Source organism: Microcoleus sp. FACHB-672, assembly GCF_014695725.1.
Lineage (GTDB): Bacteria > Cyanobacteriota > Cyanobacteriia > Cyanobacteriales > Oscillatoriaceae > FACHB-68.
Window position 1 is genome coordinate 99,002 of the sequence record NZ_JACJOU010000016.1, and the last position, 26,246, is coordinate 125,247.

Here is a 26,246-nt window from a genome sequence, read left to right on the forward strand (position 1 = left end):
GTTTTGAAACGTTCAAGCTTTATTCAAATTAAAAGTAATTTGCCTTAATATTTTTTTTGGAATACTAAATTAATCTGGATATTTTGACTACAGATTCCGCAGGTGGAACTTGAATAGCGAGCAAAGCACATTCAAGTTCCACCTGCGTCCACAGATAAATACAGATGTCGCTTGAAAATTTTTAGTGGTGGTTGAGGAATGAGTGATTAAGCTGAGGTGGTGCATCTGTAGCAAAGATTCGCCGGCATTTTAAACTCTGTAGGCAACCGACACCGGATCTTATTGATTTTTTACAGAATTGTCGGCAGAATTTGTGTGAACGAGATAAGTACACTGTCGCTTTCCCAGACGTTCCTTCACAAACCGACTTCAACAATATGTGATTCCACTGATACAATTTCCCGTAAATTTCGGTAGTATTTTAAACAACTGGTAAAGTACGGAGTTCAAGGAGTATAATTGTGTTCCTTCTGCAAGCCGAAGAATTAGGGCTTCTGGGAATTGTGTTCCAGGCAGCCTCTCAACTCGCTTATCAAAACACACGATTTACTAAAGGCCCATCCTTCCCGACCGATGAGCGTCAAGCTGCGATCACGAGCTGTAATAAGTATCTCAGAGCAGATATTGTGTGTTTGATCATAGAAAATCAGGGATTTTTGACGCTGTGGTCAGAAAATAAAAATATCAATCTGCCGGCGCAACAACCCGCAATTCCTAGCAGAGAACTCTCTAAGTATAAAAACACCTTTACCGAGCCTCAATGCTCGCTTAAAGCTGAGAATTCCCAGCAAAGCAGTGTAGAACCCCCCCTTCGCCGGCTGGTTGCCAAAAATCAGAAATTCCCGGCAGCTTCTTAGTCCCCTCATTCCCCAATTTTGACACTGCATCTAAAATTCTTTACGTGGAATTACGGATAGGCTTCCTCTTTTAAAAAATCTTTACAAAAGCGACAGAGAGAGAAAGAAGCCCCTAAACTTCGCTGCTAGGATTTGCGCCGGCACTATAGCTCATTATTCTGTGTACGCGAAGCGAGTAACTGGGCAATCTCACCGGCTAAAAAAGTAGGTTCCACCGGCTTGGTAATATGTTTTTGAAATCCCGCATTCAGGATCTGTTGCTGGTCTATTTCTCCCGCATAAGCAGTTAGCGCGATCGCTGGAATCTGCCCGCCTTTATCTGCCGGCATCGCTCTAATTTCACGAATCAGCATATAGCCATCCATGTGCGCCATCCCGATATCACTCACTAGGATATCAGGTTGCTCTTGGGCGTTAGCAAACTCTCCCTTTTGGGAAATCACCTCTAGTGCCTCAAACGCAGAACTCACAGCCTGCACAGAAGCGCCATACTCTTCAAGTAAAAACACTAACAACGACCGGCTATCCGCATCATCCTCCACAACCAATACCCGAATCCCTGCTAAATTCAACGCGTCTGGGGGTAAAATATCGGCTTCAGGAAGGGCCGGCTCAACTCTAATTAAAGGTAGCTGAATCGTAAAAGTTGCCCCTTGATTTTCTCCAAAACTGGTTACTTGCACCGTCCCACCGTGCAGTTCTACTAAATGACGCACAATCGCCAACCCTAACCCTAACCCCCCAAAACTTCGGGTCGTCGTGCTATCCTCTTGGCGGAAGTAATCAAACACAAATGGCAGAAACTCCGGGTTAATTCCTTGCCCTGTATCGCTGACTTGGATTTGAGCATGAATACCGGCACTTTGCAATTGCACCTGCACTCGACCGCCTGCCGGTGTAAACTTAACCGCATTTGATAGCAAATTCCAAATCACTTGCTGTAAACGATTGGGATCGCCAGAAACTTTTCCCACATTCGCATCAAATACTGTTTTGATCTTAATAGATTTCGCTTCAGCCGCCAAGCGCACTGTTTCCAAAGCAGCCTCAATTACACTCGCCAAGTCAACGGGGTAAATATTTAAACTCAGCTTGCCCCGGAGAATGCGAGAAACATCTAACAGATCCTCAATCAGTTGCGACTGCAAAAGTGCATTTCGCTCAATCGTTTCAATCGCATAAGTAACTTTTGCCGGCGGTAAATTGCGGCTGCGAAGAAGCTTTGACCAGCCCAAAATCGGGTTTAGCGGAGATCGCAATTCATGAGAAAGTACCGCCAGAAATTCATCTTTAATCCGGTTCGCTGCTTCCGCCTGGGTGCGAGCACGCTGTTCGGCTTCATAAAGTCGGGTGTTTTCCACTGCAACAGAAGCCATCTGCGCCAATTGCACAATAATTGCTTCATCTTCTTCTGTAAATTCACCTTCGTATTTATCCGATAACTGAATCAAGCCGATATTGCGCCCATCTGATCCGACAAGCGGTGCCGCTAACCAACCGCGCATGGGTGGGTGGTTTTGGGCTTCCTTGCTAAATCCCCGCCACTTGGGATGTGCTTCCAGTTCTGTCTGAGTCAGGCGCATGGGCCGGTTCAGATGGCAAACACAGGTGTAAATGCCCGAACCATCGGTCACAGCATCATAATCTCGCCATGCCGCATACTTGTCTGAGAGCGAAACACTGTTGATCGCTTGCGCCCAGTTTTGGTCAACACTCATGCTCGTCACAGACTGGTGTGCCCCAATGATCCCCCGTGCCTGTTGCGTGATCGTTTCCAGCACTTCTTCTATCGAAACTGCCGAATTAATTGTCAATGCTGCCTTTGTTAACCCGTGCAACTGGCCGGCGTGCTGCTGCGATCGCCTCAATGCTTCTGTGGTTGCGCGATTGAGTCGGGCATTTTCAACCATTAACCAAATGCGTTCAGTCACTTTCTGCAAAACTGATACTTCTTCGGATGTCCACATACGCGGAGCACCGGAAGTCTGGACAGCCAAATGGCAGACACATTGTTCGTCTTTGACTAACGGAACGAACACATAGGCGCGAACGCCAACCGACTCGCAGATTGCTTGATAAATTGTGCCGGCAGTACGGGGATCGGTTTTCACATCTCGATTGACAATGATCTGCTCAGCTTTGAGATCGTCAATGATGTCAGCGCCAAATTCTCTGAGGGGATAGGTGCCGGCAAGACTGGAAACGCCCCGACAGTAATCGCTATAGACACACACGATATTGTTCTCGGTATCCCACTCGCCGTAAGTACAGCGGGCGACCTGAAGAAATTCCCCAACCGCATTCACCACAGTGGAAATTATTTCTTCTGGATCTGAGAGGCGACGCATTCGTTCATCAAGTTCTGTCAAAAAGCGGAAAGATTTCTCTGCCTGCTTTTGGTCATCAATATCTGTAATGGTTCCATACCATTTGATAATTCGCCCTTCCGAGTCTCGCTGGGGTAAGGCTCGACCCAAGTGCCAGCGATAGGTGCCATCACTTGCACGTCTTAATCGGTACTCGATCGTGTAGGATTCACCGGCTTTCCAGGCGGCTTTCCAAACTTCAAGACACCGGGGCAAGTCTTCAGGATGCAGCACCTGCTCAGATGCCCATCCTTGACTTGGTTCCAGTCCTGTGTATTCAAACCAGCATTGGTTAAAGTATTCTGCCTTGCCGTTGGGGTGAGCCATCCAGACAATTTGCGGGATCGATTCGGCGAGTAGGCGAAATCGCTCGTCGGTGGTTCGCAGCACCTCTTCTGCGCGCTTGCGTTCTGTGATATCTCGGTAATAAATACCGAGACCATCAGCGGATGGGTAAGCGTGGATATCTAGCCACTGATCTTGGGGTCCGCAAAGAACCTCAAAATGAACAGCGACTTGATCGGCAAGGGCGCGGCGGTATTCTCGCTCTAAAAGGGTGCCGGCTGACCAGGGCCACACTTGCCAAAGAATTTTACCCATTAATTCTTCTGGCTGTTGGCTGGTAAGTTTTGCGGCTTCTTTGTTGAGGTAAGTGATTCGCCACTGGCTATCTAAGGCGATAAAGGCATCGGTGAGACTTTCGAGGATATTAACGATCTGGTTAGGTGTAGACTCTGCTTGAGCCTGTCGAGTTAGCTCAGACAATTTGCGATTTTCTTCCCAGTTGATGCCACTGCTAACGGCGGTTGCCACTTCGCCGGCAACTAACTCTAAAAAACGTCGGTAGCTGCTGTCAGGGGAAAGCCTAGGGCTAATTCCGGCAACAAGGAGGCCGGCTGGATGTTCGGATGCCGGTGATGCAATGGGCAAAATCAGTGCTGTGCGCGTTGATTCGGGCCAAATTCCTCCCGGCAGCGAGCCAAATTGTGTTTCTAAGTTATCGACTTGTTGGCTGTGAGCCGTCCGCGCCACGGCGGCTAAAGGCCAGGTTTCAGATGGTTCTGCTGCCGTCAAGTTAACAAATTGGGGACTTGCCGGTGTGCCGGCTTCTAGTCCTGCGGTTGCAACCAGACGCGCACTTGTCCCCTGAGTGTCTAGCAGGTAGAACAGAGCAAAGGGGATATCTGCGGGGTTGCCGGCTAGACTGCGTGCTGCTAAATTACAGGCTTCGCCGGCACTTCTCGCCTCGGCGCTGTGGGATGCTAATTCCTGTAGGGTCTGCAAACGTCGTTGATCGATGACAGAGCCGGTGGTTTCTAAAAATGTGATTAAAATGCCGCCAACGCCGCCGCTTTCGTCGCGGATCGGGCTATAGCAGAGTGTGAAATAGCTTTCTTGTAAATAGCCGGTGCGTTCAATGAGAAACTGTTGGTTTTCTAAGTACGTTACTTGTGCGGAGGAAAATACGGCTTCATAAATCGGGGCGTGAATCTGCCACTCTTGGGCGCTGCATTCCCGTGCCGGCTGGCCCATTGCTGTTGGCTGCTGTGTACCGAGAATCGTTGCGTAGCTGTCGTTATAGAGTTGCACGAGTTCTGCCCCCCAAAGGATCATCATGGGGAAGCGGGAAGCCAAGCAGATACTCACCGCTGTGCGTAAACTTTGCGGCCAATGCTCACTTGAACCAATGGCAGTCTCTGACCAGTTTACAGAGCGCATTACAGATGCGATTTCTCTGCCATCGCTAAATATATCTTCAGACTGAGTTGCTTTCACTTCTGTCGTCACAACCCCAGCTCCTTTTCTGCAAAGTATTTGGATAGCAATGCTTTGCCCCGATCACCTAGGGTGTGTAGCGTGGCCAGAATCTTCTCCATTGCCAGGGGCGAAGGTTTGGCTCGCCCGTTCTCCCAGCGGTTAATGGTGGGAAATGTCACACCTATTTTGGCTGCAAACTTCTCCTGCGTCAGCCCCATTTCCTGCCGTAGTTCCCGAACTAGCTTACCAATCAATGGTTGTTCTACCACGAGCTTTTTTCCCCTTACATTACCCACTGATTAGGTAGTATAAGTCATGCCCTATAAAGAGCTTTATACCGTGAGATACAGTTGCGCTCTGCCGGTAGAGGGGATATTTTAAGATTTGGGTTTGTAAATTGTAGATTCTGGGTTGAATCTATCGGCTTTCTTGACTTTATGGAAAGTGGGAAACTTCATGAGTGCTATGAGGGTAAGCGATACACTGAGCGAGATAGGCTGGAATTTTATTCAACATTTTTAACTTGCTTTCAAGGATTCCCAAGCTTCTTTCTAAAGATAGTTGTGGGCTGAAAAAGCTCAGCGAGTTTCTGCCAATGGTATGACTGAGAGGGCAGCCGGTTTGCAAAAACTTGAGCGCAAATATCAAGGCTGAAGCTGTGAAACTAATTATCATCGGCGGCACGACTGCCGGTGATCACCGAGGTATTTTCATCAGGCGTAACCACAGAATTAACCGGCAGCGTACCATCGAGAATGATTTGTGCCGTTATGTAAGTATTTGTATAACAGGACAGTGCTAGACTGCTCACAAGTGAGAACAGATAACCACTTAGTTTTCATAAAATACCTGCAAATAATGAGCAGTTAATCGATGTTATCTGTCTCAGGAACCGCAAAAGACAGGGAAAGGGTGTTTTGAGTTTTGAGCGCCCATGCCCAATCCCCCATGCCCACAGATATTTTTGCAACGTCTGAGCTACGCGGTTTAAATGTGTTTTAAACTCTATCCGGTAGAATAGTTGTCACCGGCATCTGCCCTTAAGCCACCTGAATTGTCATGCGTTTACCCATACCCCTTGGGACTGTCTTGCAAAATCGCTACTACTTAATCGACCTTCTCGGTCATAGGGGATTTGGCCGCACGTATTTGGCCAAAGACTTAGAACGCGACAGCCAGTTGTGTGCGCTCAAAGAATTGATTCCCGAAGGGGTTGCCGATAAATCCGAATTCTACGAACGCTTCCGAGAGCAAGTTTTTGCCTTATTTCGCATTCGCCACCCGCAAATCCCCCAGTTCCGTACTACCTTTGAGCAAGACAACCGCCTATTTCTCGTTCAAGACTACATAGAGGGGAAAAGCTACGCAACCCTACTAAAAGAGCGCAAAGCACCCCGGTCTTCTGCGCTTGCCGACACCACAAATGAGGAGACGCTGCCCTTTGGGGGTGCCTTTTCTGAAGAGGAAGTCTTGCAACTACTGCTGCAACTGCTGCCGGCCTTAGAATATCTGCACGGCATGGGAATCACCCACGGGCGAATTTCTCCAGAAAATATTATTTTGCCGGCAACCGATAGCCCCGCCATTTTGCCAGCCGACAACGACACATCGACACCGGCAACTCCGCTGCCGGTACTCATCGATCTTGGGGTGGTACATGAAGTGATGAGCCGATTGAAACAGCTAGCCACAGCGGGAGGACAACCGGCAGCCGCAGAAACTCCACCAGCCGGCAAAAACGTGACCAGTAGCGACCTGTACGCTTTGGCAGTGACAGCCGTTGTACTGCTCACCGGGCGAAAACCGCAAGAATTATTTGATAACACCAAACTGATTGAAGATTGGCAGTCTTTCGTGCCGGCAAGTCCCCAGTTCGCCCGCATCTTAAATCGGATGTTGAGTGACAGCCCAGAAAATCGCTACCAGTCGGCGCGTGAAGTTGCAGGTGCTCTTTTATTGCTGAGTTTCCCCGCTCCCAATACGCGACTGCCAACCACGACTCTACCCAAGCGTCCAACTCCTAAGCCCTCGATTTGGGGCAATCCTTGGGCGTATGTGATCAGCGCCGGTCTGGTTTTAACAGCCGGCATCGGTTCTTGGGCGGCGATCCGATCCTTGATGGAGCGTCCCCTGATGCCGGCAACCCTCACCCAAACACCCGCAACTTCTACCAGCGCACCCTCCTCCCCACAACTGAACGCAACGCCTCAACCGCTCAACGTGGTGCCCGACAAAACAACCACAGTTGAAGGCACCCTCAGCCCCAATCAAACCGTCACCTACCTCATTCCTGCCCAACAATGGCAACTCTTAAGCACCTCCCTCACCGGCACAAGCGTCTTGGTGAGCGCACTTAACCCAGGAGGGCAACCGATGAATCAGCCTGTGAAGCCGGTGGAACGCTGGGAAGCCTTGCTTTTCTCGGCTGGAGACTATTACCTTCAGCTCAACCCTGTCCCAGGCAGTGAACCCAAACCGTACAAGCTAGACATTAATTTAACCGGCTATTTTCCCAGAAAATTATGTCAACAGCCTGACGCTGAGGGTGTTCAGAGTTGGTATCCAGTTTTTATTGAATACAGCCCCGAAACACTGCAACGGGTGCAATCTGATTTCTGCCGGGATACCTTTATCACACCCAAAGGATCAGCCGGCAACCCCTCAATTCTGGTTGCTTCTTTTGGGGATCAAGCCAAAGCTCAAGCGTTTGCCGACTTGATGAAGCGCGAAGTTGGCAGTGGAACCGTTGGGGAACCGGCAGCCGGTAGTCCGAAAAGTTCTTGTAGCGATCCCGATCCCGGTAGCAGTCAGACTTGGTATCCAGTTTTAGTGGAATATACCAAGGAGCATTACATTCAAATTCTGTCCTACTGTCCCAATGCCTCTGTGGCACAGAAATCCCCTGGCGAAGGAGCGTATATTGAGGTTGCTGCATTTCGGGATAAATCAAAGGCAGCCGAGATGGCCGGTTTCATCACCAGAGAAGTTGCCAGCGCTGAAGTTGGGGCTGCTTCCACCCGTCCAGTTCCTAAGCCCGCCGGGGTGAAGTAAGCTGTCTTCAATCGCGCTTGCCGGCTGTCTGGTTGAAAAAAGGTTAAACTTGTCCGGGTACTTGACGAAATGGATGCAGTCTTAAACGTCAGAGTGCCGAGCCGGCAGTACATCTTTTATTTGATGCAGAATTCGTTTAATCACTCATTATTTAATCCCGGTTTTTTTCTGAAGTTTTAATTCCTGCTTGAACTATAGTAAAAAGCAATCAATCGGAAGTGGTAAGAATGTGTGGAAATTGACCCATTGACTCACAGACTGTCAAAAAATCAGAAATATATTTTTTGGTGGCTGCTTAAGGTTAAATTGATGAAAGTTAGAGTGCATCAGCTGGATGTGGTTTCGTCGTGATTCAAAGGTAAGGGCGATGAGTGATAGTATGGCATTTCTGGCAGGGACAGCCTTCGCTGGGATTGCGGCTTTGCTCTTGCTGAAAGGAGGAGGAACGCCAGCCCAAATTTACCCAGTCAATTCTCTTCCGCCGCCGCCCCCTGCCGTGTCTTCGAGCAATACGCCTCTACCGCCGCCACCGCTGTTGCCGGCACCGACAAGCTCCAATACGGAACAGCAGCGCTACGACATGGAACGGCTGAAGGCTCAGATAGATCAGCAAAAGACTGACATCGAACAGCTCAAAGCTCAAATCCAGAATCAGCAAATGCTGATCCAAACGCTATCGGCGCAGGCAAAAGTCAATGCCTTGAGTTCCCAAAATTACCAAACTCAGGGGATGGTTTCCACTCAGCAGCCGGCAAATCCCATGCTTTCTGGCATCCTTTGGGCGTTAGGTGGCGCAATCGTGACGGTGATGGGTGGCATTGTGCTAGCAGCGACGTTAACGTTGCTCTCACAACAGCAGCGTTCTTCTCGTACCGTGCAACTAATTCACCCCGTTCATGATCGAGCGACTTACTTGCCGCCTAAGCGACGCAAGCGAGCTGAACCTACTGAATATTACGAAGAATAATTGTAGAGTCGGTTTTCTAGGAGTCTGTTTTATCCAATTTTCCAGCATTGTTTAACCAATGCGCCGCAGCAAACTTTTGATTTTAGATCGCTCGTGCTGGCTGAGTCAGTTTATGTTGCTCATCCTCATATAACGTAATAGCCGTTACCGTTTCCTTTGCTACATATCTGCGATTCAGCCGGAGAGTTTTTGGCGAATATTCGCAGCCGGCTTATCGGGAAATGGTATAAGCCGGTGTAGAGATTTTATTATTTTTATCGATAACCTTAAAGATTTGACTTAAACCTGTTCTAGGGGATGCCATCTTAACCAATTTTTTATAAACTGGGAAACTATAGCCCAGAGCAACAGCGATAGAATATCTTTAGGGTTGCAAGAAAAATGGCAACACATTCATTTGGGCAGAAATTTTAAAAACTAAAGACCAAATAATAAATGCCCACTTTTATCAAAGACAGCAAATTTTAGAAATTATTTTTTTCACGATCTGAAATAGATGAAAGATTCTCAAGATCAACCTTCTTTCAAACTTCCAAACCAAGATTTAAATTTAGAGTTGTCTGAGTCAGAAGAAGTGTGCCGGTTAAAAGCAGAATTACAGCGATACCGAACCCTAAGCGAAAATCTTCCTGTCGGGTACTTTACCCTAAGCTCAGAAGGAATTATTCTGACGGTTAATTCGTTTGCGGCAACTCATTTAGGCTACGGTGTGGAGGAACTAACGGAACAATCGATTTTTAATCTTACTCATCCTGAAGATCGAGAGCAACTGCAAGCAAACTTAAAAGCTATCTTTGAAAATCCTATAGAAAGTTGCGATTTGGAAGGGCGTCAAATCTCCAAAGACGGCAACATCTTGTGGATGAGAACAATTGCCCATGCGCTGCCAGAAAATGAGCTAATCCTCATCTGCGAAGATGTCACACAGCGCAAGCAAGTAGAAAATGAACTCCGCTCAACCAAATCCGTATTGGAATACGCCGTGGAAGGCATTTCGCGGCTAGACGAGCAAGGACGTTACATTGCTGTTAATAGAGCTTATGCCGGCACTCTTGGTTACACGCCTGAAGAAATGATCGGCAGGGAATGGTATCCGACTGTACATCCTGAAGATCAAGAAAAGATGATGCTTGCCTACCAACAAATGTTGATTGAGGGCAAGGTAAAAGTTGAAGCCAAGGGTGTGCGGAAAGATGGCTCAGTTTTTTACAAACAGTTAGTGATGGTTACTGCTTTTGACAGTCAGAATCAATTCATCGGCCATCACCGCTTCATGAAAGATATTACAGAGCGTAAACAGGCAGAAGCAGCGCTGCAAAAAGCTCACGACGAATTAGAAAGACGGGTTGAGGAGCGCACAGCCGAACTAACACAAGCCAATGCACTTTTAAAAGAAGAAATCGCAGAACGCCGACGGGCCGAAGAGGAACGGCAAAAGCTGGCTTCACTGGTGGAAAACAGCACGGATTTTATTGCGATGTCTTCCCTAGAAGGAAAAATTATTTTCCTTAATGAAGCCGGGCAAAAACTGGTTGGTTTAGACAGTTTAGAAGCAGCGCTTGCTAAACAAATGTCTGACTACTTTTCTGAGGAAGGCTGGGCGCAGTTTTGTGAAGTTACGTTGCCGGCAATCCTGACAACCGGCCATTGGGAAGGAGAGGGCCAACTTCGTCACTTCAAAACCGGCAAACTCATTGATGTGCAGAGAAGTTGTTTTGTCGTCAAGCATCCGCAAACCGGCAAAAGCCTATGTCTAGCAACAGTTCAATGCGACATTACCGAACGCAAACAGGCAGAAATCGCCCTGAGACAACAAACTGAACGAGAGAAACTCCTCGGACTGATTTCCCCGCGCATCCGGCACTCTTTAAACTTAAATGAAATTCTTAATACCACCGTAGGGGAGGTGCGAGAATTTCTGGAGACTGACCGAGTGTTCATCTACCGATTTGAGTCAGACTGGAGTGGGGTCATTGTTGTAGAATCTGTCGGTTCTGGCTGGACGCCGATTTTAGGCACAAAAATCAAAGACTGCTATTTTGCAGAAACTTATGTTGAACCATACCGGAACGGTCGGATTCAAGCAACCGATGATATTTACGCAGCCGGTTTTTCCGAATGCCACATCGATTTACTGGCAAAGCTTCAAGTAAGAGCAACCTTAGTCGTCCCCGTCTTGCAAGGAGATCAGTTGTGGGGACTACTGGTTGTCAATCATTGTTGTGCACCCCGGCAATGGCAGACGCTGGAAATCGATTTGATCAAGCGACTCGCAACCCAGGTGGGGATCGCCATTCAGCAATCAGAACTCTACCAGCAAGTGCAGTTGCTCAACGTTGATTTGGAAAGTCAAGTGCAGGAACGCACCCGCCAACTGCAACAGGCGCTGAATTTTGAATCGATGCTCAAACGAGTCACAGATCATGTCCGCGACAGTCTGGATGAAAGCCAGATTTTACAAACAGCGGTGGAAGATTTAACCGAAGTGCTGGGCATTGACGGCTGCGATACGGCTTTGTATGACCCCACCCTCGCCACAGCGATGATTAGCTATGAGTACACCCCCCGCCTGTCCCCCGCTAAAGGACGCATCATCCGAATGGCGGACTTTCCAGAAGGCTACCGCCAGCTGCTGCAAGGTCAATATTTCCAGTTTTGCGAACTCTCACCCAGCCTCCGCGAACCGCTTTCGATTCTGGCGTGTCCTATTTTCGATAACAAAGTGGTGCTGGGTGATATGTGGTTATTCAAGCAGCAGGATGATGGTTTTAATGAGCTGGAAATTCGGTTGGTGCAGCAAGTAGCAAATCAATGCGCGATAGCGATTCGTCAAGCACGACTTTTCCAAGCTGCTCAAGCACAAGTGGAAGAACTGGAAAAACTCAATCGCCTCAAGGATGACTTTTTAAATACTATTTCTCACGAATTGCGAACGCCGATGTCTAACATAAAAATGGCCATGCAGATGTTGGAAATTTCCATAAATCAGCAAAAAATGCTGGAGGGAGAAACGAGTAAAGCCCAGGCAGCAACTCCCCCTACGTTCCGCTATTTCAAGATATTACAAGATGAATCGGAAAGAGAAATTAGTTTAATTAACGATCTGCTGGATTTGCAGCAACTTGATGCCGGCACTCAGCCTTTGATGCTGACGACGATTCACTTACAAAATTGGATTTCTCATGTCATCGAGCCTTTTGAACAGCGGTTTTGCAAGCAGCAGCAAATCTTGCACGTTGAAATTGCTTCCGATTTGCCTCCCCTTGTTTCCGATATGTCAGCTTTGGGGCGTATCCTGTCAGAACTATTAAATAATGCTTGTAAATACACTCCACCCCAGGGAGAAATTACCGTTACAGCCAGGGTTGAATCAGGAATGCTTCAGTTAGGGGTAAGTAACACCGGCATCGAGATTCCTGCGAGTGAGTTTACCCATATTTTTGATAAATTTTATCGAATTCCTAGTGCTGATCCCTGGAAGCAGGGCGGGACTGGATTGGGATTAGCGCTAGCACATAAACTGGCAGAACATCTAGGGGGTAGACTTTGGGTTGAAAGCGGTAAAGATCGAACTTGTTTTACTCTCGAGTTACCTGTCACTGGAGAAACTTTGTAGAGGCTAGAGGGAAAGTCTATTTTTCTTAATGTTAACAGAGTCATTTAGATTGAGTTAATTTCCAACATTCTTGGGCAATTGCCCAGTCTTCTTACGCCGGCACACTGAAAACACATATTGATGAATCTGCCGTTGCAACATCTTCATCCGGTGGCAACTAGGCGTTTTTTCGATAAATTTTTAAACCCAAAAATCCCAAGTCTTCACAGGCAAATTCCCGCAGATGTGCGTGATGTTCTCCAATGTTGCCGGTGAATATAAGGGCGTCTAATCTACCCAAAGAAACAAGCATTGCAGGTAGATATTTCAGTCGTAGGATGCGTGACTCACGCACCCTACAAACAAGCCGGGTTTGATTCACGCTAAGCTCACCGGCAGAATACTACGCAACCAGTAAAAGCAGTATAAGAGGGAGAGAAACCTCTCCCTCTTTTCTCCTCAATCCTGTTCAGAATTGAAATGCGTAAATCCTCAGATCCCTAGGCTTCGTCTAGCGCTGCGATTCCGGGCAATTCCTTGCCTTCGAGAAGCTCTAAGCTAGCGCCGCCGCCGGTGGAGATATGGCTCATTTGATCAGCCAAACCGGCTTTTTCTACAGCCGCCACAGAGTCGCCGCCACCGATAATGGTGCTCGTGCCTTTCGGGGTGAGTCCCGCCAAAGTCTGGGCGATCGCTTCAGTACCAACCGCAAATTTGTCGAACTCAAACACACCCATTGGGCCATTCCAAATCACCGCTTTGCAATCTGCAAGCGCATCTTGGAACACTTTGACGGAATCCGGGCCAATATCCAAACCCATCCAGCCATCGGGGATGCTTTCAACGCTGACGGTTTGAGCATTTGCATCCTTATCGAATTTATCTGCCACCACGACATCAGTAGGCAAGAGAAACTCAACGCCTCTTTCTTTGGCTTTCGCTTCCAAAGACTTAGCCAGTTCTAGCTTGTCTTCTTCAACGAGAGATTTGCCAACACTCAAGCCACGCGCTTTGTAGAAGGTGAAAACCATGCCGCCGCCAATCAGCAGCTTGTCGCACTTTTCCAGCAAAGTTTCAATGACGCCGATTTTGCTGGAAACCTTGGAACCGCCGATGATCGCAGCTAAGGGACGCTGGGGATTTTCAATGGTCGCTTGCAGGTATTGCAGCTCTTTTTCAATCAGATAGCCGGCAACAGAAGGACTCAGGTAGTGAGTCACCCCCTCTGTGGAAGCGTGGGCGCGGTGGGCTGTGCCAAACGCATCATTGACGTACAAATCGGCATTTGAGGCCAGCTTTTTGGCAAATTCAGGGTCGTTTTTTTCTTCTTCTGGGTAGAAGCGGACGTTTTCCAGCAGCGCCACATCCCCGTTTTGCATTTGAGAAATTGCCTGAGTGACTTCGTCACCAATGCAGTCATTGCATTTGACAACAGATTTGCCCAGCAATTCAGAGAGGCGATTGGCCACCGGCGTTAGGCGCAGCTTGTCATCAACGCCCTTGGGACGACCAAAGTGGGAACAGAGGATCACCTTAGCACCGTTGCCGGCTAAGTATTGGATGGTCGGTAAGGCGGCGCGGATACGGGTATCATCTGTGATGTTGCCGGCGTCATCCAGGGGGACGTTAAAATCGGCCCGCACTAATACACGCTTACCCGCTAAGTCTGACTCCGATAAATTTGCTACAGTTTTCTTGGGCACAGATAAAACCTCCAATTGCGTTACTTTTGTTGAATTTCCATCGCATCCGTGCGAAGATCGATAGCTCACTCTGCTGCCCTGAATCAAGGCCCAAATAACTAGCACGGATGCATCGAAATCTACCGGGTGGTTCGCCGTAAACATTTTATCTGAGAGTGTGTCCTGGAGAGGGGTGTATGTTTAAGACTGTTTTATTTCCCATTGATCAAACCAGAGAGTCCCGCGAAGCGGCTGATACGGTTGTTAATATTGTGAAAACCTACGGCAGTCGCTTGGTGATCGTGTCGGTGCTTGAAGTGCCGGCAGAAGGGGAGGAATCGCCCCCTGCACCGGCAGATCGGATGACATCGCCAGAGACGATTGCGGAACTGCTCAAGACTGCCCAAGCAATGTTTTCTCAGCAAGGCATCGAAGCTCAAACCGTTGAGCGCGAAGGCCGGCCTGCTTTTATGATCTGTGATGTCGCTGATGAAATTGGCGCTGATCTGATTATTATGGGCTGCCGTGGTATTGGTCTGACTGAGGAAGGGGCTGCTGACAGTGTTAGTAACCGAGTGATCAATTTATCTCCCTGCCCGGTGCTGATTGTTCCCTAGTCAATTGTCATTTGTCCTGGGTTTTTGGCAAATGACAGTTCACCCATCGCAGTTGACCAGTGACAAGGGACAGAGGATAAAGGACAAATGAGCAGCAGCATTCAGTGGTATCCCGGTCACATTGCCAAAGCCGAACGGGCACTCAAGGAACAGCTAAAGCGTGTGGATGTGGTACTAGAGGTGCGCGATGCCCGCATCCCTCTGGCAACGCATCATCCCCAGACGGCGCAATGGGTGGGCGCGAAGGGGAGGGTTTTGGTAATCAATCGCCTGGATATGATTACACCGGCAGCGCGGCAACGGTGGGAAGAATGGTTCCGGATGCAGGGTGAGAAGCCTTATTACACGGATGCACAACATGGCAAAGGTGTCAAGGCAATCTCTCAAGCAGCGCAGGATGCCGGTGCACAGATGAATGCAAGAAGACGCGAACGCGGGATGTTACCGCGTCCTGTCCGTGCAGTCGTGATTGGGTTTCCCAATGTGGGTAAATCAGCGCTGATTAACCGGCTGCTAAACCGGCGCGTGGTGGAAAGTGCGGCACGTGCCGGAGTCACACGCCAGCTACGTTGGGTGCGGATTTCTGAGGAAATTGAGTTGCTAGATGCGCCTGGGGTGATCCCCGCCAGAATTGAGGATGACGAAAATGCCTTCAAGTTGGCGATTTGTGACGATATTGGTGAAGCATCTTACGACAATTATTTAGTGGCAGCGAAGCTTGTAGATTTACTCACTTATCTGGAAGCAACGAGTGAGGGGATTGTCTCGTTAAATTTATTGCAGTCGCGTTATGAATTAAACCCGATTTCGACAGAGGGGGACGAGTATCTACAAGCGCTGGCAAAGTTGCGATATAAAGGCGATGTAGAGCGAACGGCGCGTCAGTTACTGACGGATTTTCGCAAAGGGTTGTTAGGACAGATTCCGTTGGAGTTGCCGCCGCAGGTGTAACCCAGAGGGGGAGAGGGGGAGAAAAAACAACGGGTATGGGAAATCTGATGCCGGCAAGAAGCTACGGAATCTCAAACCTTCCCCGATCTAACTTTGGCAATCGAGTAAGAGAATTCTCACAAGTATTTTGCGTTAAAGTTGCTGGAAACTTATCTGCGCTATGCCACCCGAACGCTTTATCTGTAATAGCTTTAAGCTATTTAAACCTCAATTTAAAATCACAAATTTAAGATCGTTGACTGCGGCAAGTCTGAGAAGAGCAAAAGTGCCGGCAATCGGCTCTAAGCTTCAAAAGTAGATTCCATGCAACAGCGTAGCAGCGATAAAATAATGTTCACAAGGGTATATTGGGTGCACGATCCGTAGAGTTGCTGAAAATATAAACTCAGCCGATCCTTTACTAAAGGATTTTCGTCAGCGTTAATATAGTCCCAGGAATTGCCGGCAGAACGCCATAGCCTTGGGGGGTGAGATTCTACCCTTCGATCGTCCCAGGAGTTCTTGCACGCCTTATTCGCCAGCGTTTAATGAGGTTTGGAAGTCATGGCTGAGTTTAAGCTGCGCGTACAAATTGAGGGAAATCTTGAACAAACCATTACGGTGAATCAAGATGAATTTACAATGGGCCGCGCTCCAGAATGCAATTTACATTTACCTTCTAGCGCTATTTCTAGGTGCCACGCTCGCTTTATAAAAGCAGGTGAAGGTGTGTGGAAAATTGAAGATTTAGGGAGCAAAAACGGAACGCGCTTAAACGACAATTTGGTGATAGCTCCCGTCAAGGTTAAACACGGTGATACTGTACAGATCGGCCATGTTTGTCTGACACTACTTTTTAATGAGCCGGTTTTATCTCAACCGGCTGTGACCGCAAGCGTTCCCCCCAAAGTAAGCGTACCAAAAAATCCCATAACACAGGGGATGACTATTTTGCGTAACGTCACAGAGCTGCAACAACAATGGATACAAGTTGATAACCAAGGAGACGACAATACTAACAAAGAAAAAGCAATTGCTCGTTTAAAAGATTTAGTGGATATCGCTAAATGTCTGAATTATGCTGAATCTATAGAAGCAATTTTTTCACAGGTGCAGCGTGTTGTTTTTCGCGAACTTAGCAGTATTGACCGCTTAGCTTTATTGATAGATGTTAGTGGATTGGGAAAACTTGAATTATTAAATGCTGCCACTAGAAATGTTTCTCAACAGCAAAATCTAGCCTCAGATGGAAGTTGGATTAGCCGCAGTATTTGTCAAAGGGTGTTTGCTGATAAAGTTGCCATTCAAACGGCAGACGCCCAGATGGATGAACGGTTTGAGGATGAGTTCAGTATTATTGCTAACGATATTCGTAGCGCAATGGCTGTGCCTTTATGGGATGAAAATAAAGTGGTTGGGGTTCTTTATGCCGACGCTAATCTTTCCTTCAGTCATTGGACGAAGGGAGGAGAAGAAGACCTCAGCTTTTTTTCCACATTAGCCAATCTTGTTGCTTCCAGTGTGCAACGCTGGCTGCTGGCACGCAAATTGCGAAGTGAAGAAAAAATTCGGCACAGATTAGAACGCTATCATTCGCCGGCAGTGGTGCAACAAATGATGGTTGAAGGAGCATTAGAGGTTGGTCGTCTGATGCCGAAAGAGGACGATATTAGCATTCTTTTTGCCGATATTGTTGGCTTTACTGCACTTTCAGAACGGTTAAGTCCTGCACAAATTGCAGAATTGCTCAATGCATTTTTTGAGGAAATGTTGCAAGAAGTTTTTGCCGTTGGTGGAACTCTCGATAAATTTATCGGAGATTGCATTATGGCATTTTTTGGCGCTCCAGAAGTTCAGCCAGATCATGCCGAAAGAGCAGTAACGGCAGCGCAGGGGATGCTGGCTCGGCTGGAACGTTTGAATGCTAATCAAGCATTACGCGAACCTCTACAATTACGAATTGCGATTAACAGTGGCAAAGCGGTTGTTGGAGATGTGGGCAGTTCTCAAAGAGTGGATTATACAGTATTAGGCGCAACGATTAATTTAGCGTCTCGGATGGAAGGCATTTGTCCCCCTGGTGAATGCGTGATCAGTGAAGCAACCTATCAGTTACTGAAAGACCCGCAAGGTTTTAAGGTGATGGAAGAATTTCGGTTTAAGGGAATTGACCGGCCTGTGCAAGTTTACCAAACAAAACGGCATTAATGATGTCTTCTCAAGAGAAGCCGGTTTATAAGCCGGCTCCCCTGCGGATATATCTTGATTCCAGTAATTTCTTATTTAATTGAGTGCCGGTTTTAACTTTTACGATTGGGGAAATTTATGATGAAACTCGCTATCATTGGGTAAACTGATAAGAATCAGACATTTTTTCTAAAAATAGAAACGCACTAAATTTGATAATTTAAAAAAACGTGCGGACTTTATGTTTTTAGTTGGAATCTGGAGTCTGATTCCCAACCATTAACCCAATAAGTTCGGTTGCCTTATCGGTATTTACCGGCTTAGAAAATAAATACCCTTGCCCCAACTCGCACCCCAATTCTCGGAGTTTATCTAGCTGTGCCGGTGTTTCGATGCCTTCTGCAACAATATCCATGCTTCGGCTACGAGCTAGCGTTACAATCGTCTGAACAATTTCTACGCCGCTATTATCAGGCCCGATACGGCTGACAAAAGAGCGATCAATCTTTAAGGTATCAATTGGAAACTCGTGTAAGCGGCTTAAAGAAGAGTAGCCGGTGCCAAAGTCATCAATACACAACTGAACGCCTAGGGTTTTTAGCTGCTTTAACATCCTTTCTTCCCAAGATAGTGTTTCTAAAATGCAACTTTCAGTAATCTCTAGCTTGAGTGAATCTCTGGGAATACCAGTGTCCTGCAAGATTTCCTCGATTCGACTGAGCAAGTTTGGTTGTTTGAGCTGCACGGCTGAAAGATTGACACTAATTGTTAAGGGAAAAATTTGGGGAAACTGTTGCTGCCACAGACTTATTTGGTGACAAGCTTCCTGCAAAACCCACCACCCCAGATCGTTGATTAATCCAGTTTCTTCAGCCACAGGAATAAACTCAGCAGGCGGGTAGGTAACACCGGAAGAGTGATGCCAGCGCACCAAAGCTTCAAAGCCGCTCAATTTCCCCGTAGCAAGGGCAACAATTGGCTGGTAATCAAGGCAAAATTCTTGCAGGACAATTGCCCTTCTCAAGTCATTTTCCATCTGCAATCGTGCCATCGCCACCGTTTGCATGGCTGGATCAAAAACTTCGTAACGCCCTCTGCCTTGAGCTTTAGCATAATACATTGCCAGATCCGCATCCCTGAGGACATCTTCTGGGCGATCATAACCGATTGTGCCCTGGATAATGCCAATGCTGATCTCAGTAAACACTTCATAATTGCTCAAATTGAAGGGCAATCTTAATTGCTTTTGAATGCGTTCAGCAACCTTAATAGCCTCTTCTAAATCTTTAATGTCTTCCAGCAAAATAACAAATTCATCTCCTCCAAAACGTGCAACTGCATCTTTTTGGCGTAAAGAAGTTTGTAGCTGGGCGGCAACACTTTTTAGTAATTCATCGCCAACCAAGTGTCCGAGGCTATCATTAACCACTTTGAAGCGATCCAAGTCAATAAATAGCACCGCATATAAGTAATTTTGATGTGTATGCGCCTTATTGATCGCCTGTTGTAGCCGGTTCATAAACCAAGCTCGGTTAGGCAACTTGGTTAGGGCGTCATGAAAAGCATCATGTCCTAGCTGTTGTTCTCTCTGCAATAACTGAGTTTGAGTTTGTTGAAGCTCATGCAAAGCTTGTGTGAGTTCAGCCGTTTGAGAAGTTACCCGTTCTTCTAATTCAGTCGTAAGCTTCTGCAACGCCGCTTCTGCCTCTTTTCGCGCTTCAATTTCCTGCTTGAGAAGCACATTTTGGTCTTCTAACATCTTCGTCAAATTTCGCAGTCTCAGGTGTAGTTGCACACGGGCAAGGACTTCCTCTTGCTGAAAGGGTTTGGTAATATAATCCACCGCTCCCATCGAGAGTCCTTTAACCTTATCCACCCGCTCAGTTAGCGCTGTCATAAAAATTACAGGGATATCTTTTGTTGCCGGCGATGCTTTTAAGCGGTAGCAGGTTTCAAAACCATCTATCCCCGGCATCATTACATCCAACAATATGATATCTGGCGAAACTTCTTTTAGCTTCTCAAGAGCGCTTTCCCCATCTTTAGCCACAAGAACTTTGAATCCTGACTCTCTTAAAAAGCTGAACAGAACTTTAAGGTTAATAGAGTTATCGTCAACAATCAAAATGGTTAATTCGTTGGAATTGTGCATATTACTCATCCACAGAATAGGTTTTTAATAGCTTGATTATTTCTTTTTCTGCAAAATCTTCAGCTAACTTTAACAACTTATTTGCAAATGGAAGATAGCGACTGTCTATTTTTTTGAGTCGATTGGCTTCCCGTTCAACACCTTCAATGTCACCGATACGAGCGGCATGAAATAGCGCTACAAGTTCTGTATATGGCGGGATCGTTAGCTCATCACTTCCGACATTTGATATATTACTGAACTCTTCCTGCTGTTCCTTAAAAACTTCATCAGGCTGCTCGTAAATCCATTCTATTTGCAAGTAAATTTTTAAGAGTTCTAGCAACTCATCAATTTGGATAGGTTTTGGCAAAAAGTCGTTACAACCGGCTGCTTGACTATTTTGCCGGTCAAAGTTAAACACGCTGGCACTCGATGCGATTAATGTGACATCTTTAAACTCTGGTAACTGTCGCAAGCGTCGCGACAATTCCAATCCATCCATTACTGGCATCACTAAGTCTGTAATAATTAAATCTGGTTTAAAATCAGCAGCTTGATCCAACCCCTCTTGCCCATTACACGCTTCCATAATTTTAAAACCGAGTGGCTCTAGCATATTTCTAAGAACATTTCGATTTTCACGCCGATCATCTACGATCAAGATTTTATAAGATTTTTCTCTAAAGCCAGTTATATTCTTTGAAAGATTCATTAAATCTGAATCAATATCTTGAGATACTACAGGCAAATCCAAGTCGAAATTAAAAATGCTGCCTTCACCAGAAACACTCTCAACTCTTAATTCACCTCCCATCATCTGAACAATTTTATATGAAATGGCTAATCCTAAGCCGGTGCCTTCTGCCTTTTGCTTTCTATCTCCGACTTGCTCAAAGGGTAAAAATATTTTTCCTAACTCCTCTGGTGCCATGCCAACGCCAGTATCTTCAATTTGAAAACGAATTTTTGCAATTGTTGATTTACCAGAGTCTTCTCTCTGACTGATTACCGCTACCTTAAAAGTAACCCCTCCTTTTTCGGTAAATTTTATAGCATTGCCCAAAAGATTAATCAAAACTTGCCGCAGCCTTTTTTCATCAGCATAGACAGCCAGAGGAAGTTGATTTAATGCTTGATAATTAAACGTAATTTTCTTCTCTTCTGCTCGGTTGCGGCAGATTTCCACAACCCCATTTAAAAAGGAATTCAAATGAAAATTTGAATTTAAAATTTCCATTTTTCGCGCTTCTATTTTAGACAAATCTAAAATATCATTAATTAAAGTCAGTAAATGTGTTCCACATTGATAAATAATTTGAACGGCATCTTTTTGTTTTGAAGTGGCGCTTTTATCGCGTTCCATGATTTGAGCATATCCCAAAATCCCGTTAAGGGGGGTGCGAAGTTCGTGGCTCATATTGGCTAAGAATTCGCTTTTAGCTTGGTTGGCACTATCAGCGGCAACTTTTGCTTCCTTTAGCTCGCTTGTCCGTTCTTCTACTCGAATTTCTAATTCTGAGTTAGTCTTTTCGAGTGCGGCAAAGGATTCACGCAACTGCTGCGCCATTTGGTTAAAAGATTCGGCTAAAGATTCTAGTTCATCTATGCTATTCACCTCTACTTTTTGGTCTAGTTGACCACTGGCAATTGCTCGACTTGCCTGACTCAAACGGAAAATAGGATGGGTAATCCAGTGGGAAGCGAGGATTCCTAATAAGGTCGCTAGCACTAAGGCCAAAAGACACAATAAGATAGTGCTACGAGTGCCGGCATTGATTTGCTCCATGAAGTCGGCTTCGGGAACGACGACGACAATCAGCCAATCAAGACCTCGACCATCTTGAAATGGGGAGACTTGCACGAATTCGCGCTGATTATTCAGCATGAAGTCTAATTGCTGGTTGCTGTCAATTTTGTTGAAATCTCCAAAGCGTTCTATTAAATGCTTCGCTGTTCCTTTTATCAAGGGGACACTGCTTTCAATCGCTTTTAATCTCAGTGTTTCCTTGCCATCCTCACTTTTGATAAATGGGATCTCGGAAGTGGAAGAAGCCACTAGCAGCCCCGACCTTTCTATAATAAAGGTTTTTCCCGATTTTCCTATTTTTAAACTTTGTAGGAAGTCACCAATTTCTGACAAAAATAAATCAGTGCTGACGACTCCCCGGAACGTGCCATTCTTGTCGTAAAATGGCTGGCTAGCGGAGATTCCCAGACTGGGTTGTATATAATATTGATAAATTTTATTCCATTGAGATTGGCCGGCAACTTTTGCGGCCTTATACCAAGGTCGAATACGGGGATCGTAGGCTGGGTGTATTTCTTTAAACTGAGTCGGATTGCCCTTCTTATCTGCCTTGATTATTGTATTAATAAAATTCGTAGATTTATCTGTTATTTCAATAACAACTGTGCCATCATCCTTATAACCGGCACCCGCATATTCTTTACGTTCTCCTCCGAAACTAATGTAGTTCACGGTGGAAAATTGCTGTAGTTGCCAGAAAAAGTAACTTCTCATCGGAATCATGTTATTTGGATTCCATAGATCGAAGCGACGAATGGCATCAACACTGATGGCATTAACCAAATGAGGCGTTTCTAAATAAGTGTGAAGTTGCTGCTTGATGCGGCCAAGTACCTCCATTCGTAACTGGCTGGTGACATTGTTGACAGCAGTTGTTCCGTTTCGTAGTGAAAACCATCCAGTCAGGCCCACAGCAGCAAAAATTTGCAAGACGAAGGGAACGACTAAAACGAGGCGGAGGGGGATTTTTCGGGGGCTTTTTGCTGCAATTTGAGGCTCGGTTGTAATTCGCGTCATGGGGGAGTCGTTTGAGTGTTGGAATGGTTTCGATAACAACTGTGGCGAACTCTTGGCCATGCAAAGCCGGCTCTATCGTAGTGGTCTATGCCCTATATTTTGAGCGTCAATTTTGCTTAATATAATATCTTACTTAAGGAAGCGCTCGAAGGGACTGAGAAATGTCCAAATTAAAATCAATAGATGTGGTTTATTGACAATATTTTGGGAGTGAGCCATGTTGGGAAAATCGGCGCAACATCAAACAGGTGATGCCGGCATCAAAAAGCGATTCACTGACTAGGGGCAAAACCTCGCAATCTTTACTTACAGAACCTGTGACGCTGCTATTTACGGAAGTCGCTATAAAATAGCAGCTCGTGGGGTATCATTTCTCCCTAATAAATTCAGCGCAGTTGGTAAATTATACTATTAACTATTTTTCCAATGAGTGTTTACTTTTCCAACTGATTCAGCAAGCCCTAACTAAACCGTATTGAATTATAATACTCTCTCAACAGCGACTCATCCCGAAACTCAGAAACCATGTCTAACCAAGCGTCTGACCGTCTTAAACAAAATGCTGAAAAAATTATGCGGATGTGGGAGAAGCGGGCGCGTGATGAAGTGAGCGCATCAACGCATCAAAATTCTCTTGTCTTGCAAAATTCCCTACCTCTGTACTTAAACCAACTGGTAGATGAACTCTCAAACAGAATTGTCAGGACACCTGCCCGAATCACAGCCGATGAGCTAGAAAGTACGCGGATTGGCAAGCTGCATGGGCGTGAACGGGCGGGATATGCTGACTACTCTATGAGTGAACTCATTTTCGAGTATCAGCTCCTCCGTCAAGTAATCTTTCAAGTTTTAGAAGAAGAAGCACCTTTAGAAGTGCAGGATAGAGACATTATTATCGGCTCTATTGAGCAAGCCGTTAATGACGCTGCCACTCAATTCTCCGAAACGCTGCGAGATATTCAAGAACTATTTATGGTGACGCTAACTCACGATCTCAGAGGGCCTCTTAATGTTGTAAAAATGGGAACTCAACTAACTCTGCGGCGGCTTGAACGAGGAGACAGCCATGTGGATGTCGCCACGAAGATGATCAGTGCGGTCAATCGACTAGATTCGATGATTCAAAATCTGCTGGATGCGAGTCGGTTGCGGGCAGGACAGAGCTTAAAGATGGAATTTGAAGAATGCGATTTTGAAGGGCTTGTTCAGGATGTAGTGGAGGATTTGAGCTTCGCTTATGGAGAGCGGTTCGTTATCGTCTGTGATGCTAAGATCAGGACTTATTGCAGCCGTAAAGAACTACGGCGGGTGATTGAAAATTTAGCAATTAACGCAGTGAAATATGGTAGTGCTAATACGCCAATTACACTTACGCTTCAGCAAACTGAAACGCAGATCAGCCTCACTATCCATAATGAAGGCAATCCGATCGCCCTAGACGCTCAATCCATCCTATTTCAACAATTTCGTCGAACCACCTCTGCTGAAGAGCAAACCGGCTGGGGATTAGGATTATTTTTAGCAAAGAGTATTACTGAAGCACATCAAGGGACACTGGAAGTTGAAAGTGGAGAGGGCAAGGGGACAAGCTTTATTATCAAGTTACCAAAAGTTCTTCCTTAGTTTGAGACATTAAGACTAAGAAGAGAAATAGGGGATAAAGTAATGAATCCACTGTACCTCACCTGTGTTGGAACCGCTATATCTCCATGCGACGAAATAAAATTAGCTGTATTTAATAACAATTAGGGTGGGCAATTCCCACCCCAGCACCTTAACCAAAAATCCCACCAAAAAACTCAATCGCTTCTTTTAAAGAACCGACGAAAATATCAATTTCCTCACGAGTATTGTAGAAATACAAACTTGCCCGTGCGGTCGATTGAGCCTTTAAATAGCGGTGTAAAGGTTGCGTGCAATGATGGCCGGCACGAATCGCAACCCCAGCCTGATCTAAAATTGTAGAGAGATCGTGGGGGTGAACATCACCGGCAGTAAACGCAGCCAGTGCCGCCCTGCCACTGCCATCTGCTTTCGGCTTGGGGCCATAAAGGGTGAGTTCAGGAATTTGTCGCAATTGCTCAAACAAATAACCTGTCAATTCATGCTCATAAGCTTCAATATTGTGCATTCCTACACTTGTGAGGTAATCTACTGCCGCACCTAATGCAATCGCCTCGGCAATTGCCGGCGTTCCCGCTTCAAATTTTGCCGGCACATCTGCATAAGTCGAGTGATCTAGAAACACATCTGCAATCATTTCACCGCCGCCCAAAAACGGTGGCATCGAGCGCAAAACATCTAATTTCCCATACAGAAAACCAATGCCGGTGGGAGCGCACATTTTATGTCCAGAAGCCACTAACCAATCACAGTCAAGCACCTGAACATCAATCCCCATGTGAGGTGCACTCTGGCAAGCGTCAATTAACACTTTCGCGCCGTATTTGTGGGCAATCTCGGCAATTTCGCGCACCGGATTGATGCAGCCTAAAGTATTAGAAACATGAACCACAGACACTAATTTCGTTTTATCTGAAATCAGCTTTTTAAACTGTTCCATGTCAAACTCTTGGGTTTCAGTTAGCTCAACAAACTTCAGCACCGCGCCGGTTTTTTGAGCAACAATTTGCCAGGGAACTAAATTGCTGTGGTGTTCCATTACCGAGAGAATAATTTCATCTCCTCGCTGCAATGTACTCAAACCCCAAGCGTATGCAACCAAATTAATTGCCTCGCTGGCATTGCGAGTGTAAATAATTTCTTGATGTGATGCCGCATTCACAAACTTAGCGACTTTTTCCCGCGCCGCTTCATAGGCTTCTGTTGCCCTAGCGCTGAGGGTGTGAACGCCTCTATGAACATTAGAATTGTACTGATCGTAGTACATTTTTAAGGTTTCAATCACCTGCAAAGGCTTTTGAGAGGTTGCGGCATTATCCAGATAAACTAAACGATGTCCGTTGACTTCTTGCAGCAAAATAGTGAAGTCTGGGCGAACCCGATTAGCCAGCGTTTTTTCTTGAATGAGTGTCATAGGATTGAAGGGTAAAGAATGAAGTTTGAGATCGTATCTTGTCTGTAATCCAATACTTCTGAGGTTTAAATTTAACCTTAGAAAGGCTAGAAGATTAAAGTGAGAAGGATTGGTATTTAACCCACTCACCCGCCAGAAATTTAAATTCCTGGCTAATACTCAACTCAGATAAATTTAGCTCTGGAAGGGTGAGTGAAGCAGTATTGAATATGAATCTATAAGCTTGTTTTTAACAGTCCAT

Annotated in this window: 16 protein-coding genes; 8 read left to right on the forward strand and 8 right to left on the reverse strand. The window is 46.1% G+C overall.

Going from position 1 to position 26,246, the window contains the following annotated elements:
* The first annotated feature begins 461 nt into the window (after positions 1-461).
* The gene (locus tag H6F56_RS12305) at positions 462-857 is read left to right on the forward strand and encodes a hypothetical protein (RefSeq protein ID WP_190668434.1); all 396 of its coding nucleotides are present in this window, start codon (positions 462-464) and stop codon (positions 855-857) included.
* Positions 858-1,000: 143 nt separating this feature from the next.
* Here the strand turns inward: H6F56_RS12305 and H6F56_RS27205 are convergent, their stop codons facing one another.
* From H6F56_RS27205 to H6F56_RS12320, 3 genes are all read right to left on the reverse strand, one after another.
* On the reverse strand, positions 1,001-5,011 hold the full coding sequence (locus H6F56_RS27205; RefSeq protein WP_190668436.1) for a PAS domain-containing protein: 4,011 nt from the start codon (positions 5,009-5,011) through the stop codon (positions 1,001-1,003).
* On the reverse strand, positions 5,008-5,250 hold the full coding sequence (locus H6F56_RS12315; RefSeq protein ID WP_309236508.1) for a helix-turn-helix transcriptional regulator: 243 nt from the start codon (positions 5,248-5,250) through the stop codon (positions 5,008-5,010). Before H6F56_RS12315 ends, H6F56_RS27205 begins: the two co-directional genes overlap by 4 nt.
* 395 nt (positions 5,251-5,645) lie before the next feature.
* Positions 5,646-5,792 (reverse strand): hypothetical protein, encoded by a 147-nt coding sequence (locus tag H6F56_RS12320; RefSeq protein WP_190668439.1) that lies wholly within the window; start codon positions 5,790-5,792, stop codon positions 5,646-5,648.
* Between the two features lie 248 nt (positions 5,793-6,040).
* On the opposite strand from H6F56_RS12320, the gene H6F56_RS12325 reads away from it, so the two are divergent.
* The 3 genes from H6F56_RS12325 (at position 6,041) to H6F56_RS12335 (ending at position 12,615) form a co-directional block, all read left to right on the forward strand.
* The gene (locus tag H6F56_RS12325; protein ID WP_190668442.1) at positions 6,041-8,032 is read left to right on the forward strand and encodes a serine/threonine protein kinase; all 1,992 of its coding nucleotides are present in this window, start codon (positions 6,041-6,043) and stop codon (positions 8,030-8,032) included.
* Between the two features lie 367 nt (positions 8,033-8,399).
* The gene (locus H6F56_RS12330) at positions 8,400-8,999 is read left to right on the forward strand and encodes a heterocyst differentiation related protein (protein ID WP_190668445.1); all 600 of its coding nucleotides are present in this window, start codon (positions 8,400-8,402) and stop codon (positions 8,997-8,999) included.
* A 496-nt stretch (positions 9,000-9,495) separates the two neighbouring features.
* On the forward strand, positions 9,496-12,615 hold the full coding sequence (locus tag H6F56_RS12335; RefSeq protein WP_190668448.1) for a PAS domain S-box protein: 3,120 nt from the start codon (positions 9,496-9,498) through the stop codon (positions 12,613-12,615).
* Between the two features lie 157 nt (positions 12,616-12,772).
* On the opposite strand, the gene H6F56_RS12340 is transcribed toward H6F56_RS12335, so the two are convergent.
* Positions 12,773-12,976, reverse strand: a complete 204-nt coding sequence (locus H6F56_RS12340) for a hypothetical protein (RefSeq protein WP_309236510.1) — start codon at positions 12,974-12,976, stop codon at positions 12,773-12,775.
* 118 nt (positions 12,977-13,094) lie between these two features.
* Positions 13,095-14,297: a phosphoglycerate kinase gene (locus tag H6F56_RS12345; RefSeq protein WP_190668451.1), complete on the reverse strand. Its 1,203-nt coding sequence runs from the start codon at positions 14,295-14,297 to the stop codon at positions 13,095-13,097.
* A 176-nt stretch (positions 14,298-14,473) separates the two neighbouring features.
* Here H6F56_RS12345 and H6F56_RS12350 point away from each other — a divergent pair, with 176 nt between their 5' ends.
* From H6F56_RS12350 to H6F56_RS12360, 3 genes are all read left to right on the forward strand, one after another.
* A complete protein-coding gene (locus tag H6F56_RS12350) occupies positions 14,474-14,893 on the forward strand; it encodes a universal stress protein (protein WP_190668454.1) in 420 nt (139 codons plus the stop codon).
* A gap of 87 nt (positions 14,894-14,980) precedes the next feature.
* Entirely contained in the window at positions 14,981-15,844 is an 864-nt protein-coding gene (gene ylqF / locus H6F56_RS12355; RefSeq protein WP_190668457.1) for a ribosome biogenesis GTPase YlqF, read from the forward strand.
* Positions 15,845-16,387: 543 nt separating this feature from the next.
* Positions 16,388-18,031: an adenylate/guanylate cyclase domain-containing protein gene (locus tag H6F56_RS12360; protein WP_190668460.1), complete on the forward strand. Its 1,644-nt coding sequence runs from the start codon at positions 16,388-16,390 to the stop codon at positions 18,029-18,031.
* A 226-nt stretch (positions 18,032-18,257) separates the two neighbouring features.
* On the opposite strand, the gene H6F56_RS12365 is transcribed toward H6F56_RS12360, so the two are convergent.
* Both H6F56_RS12365 and H6F56_RS12370 read right to left on the reverse strand, forming a co-directional pair.
* On the reverse strand, positions 18,258-20,171 hold the full coding sequence (locus tag H6F56_RS12365; protein ID WP_190668463.1) for an EAL domain-containing response regulator: 1,914 nt from the start codon (positions 20,169-20,171) through the stop codon (positions 18,258-18,260).
* On the reverse strand, positions 20,164-22,968 hold the full coding sequence (locus H6F56_RS12370; RefSeq protein WP_190668465.1) for a hybrid sensor histidine kinase/response regulator: 2,805 nt from the start codon (positions 22,966-22,968) through the stop codon (positions 20,164-20,166). The genes H6F56_RS12365 and H6F56_RS12370 overlap by 8 nt, the downstream gene beginning before the upstream one ends.
* Before the next feature lie 525 nt (positions 22,969-23,493).
* On the opposite strand from H6F56_RS12370, the gene H6F56_RS12375 reads away from it, so the two are divergent.
* On the forward strand, positions 23,494-24,591 hold the full coding sequence (locus tag H6F56_RS12375; protein ID WP_190668469.1) for a sensor histidine kinase: 1,098 nt from the start codon (positions 23,494-23,496) through the stop codon (positions 24,589-24,591).
* Between the two features lie 151 nt (positions 24,592-24,742).
* On the opposite strand, the gene H6F56_RS12380 is transcribed toward H6F56_RS12375, so the two are convergent.
* Positions 24,743-26,005 carry a SufS family cysteine desulfurase gene (locus H6F56_RS12380; protein WP_190668471.1) on the reverse strand — a complete coding sequence of 421 codons (1,263 nt, stop codon included), beginning with the start codon at positions 26,003-26,005 and terminating at the stop codon, positions 24,743-24,745.
* Positions 26,006-26,246: the final 241 nt, after the last annotated feature.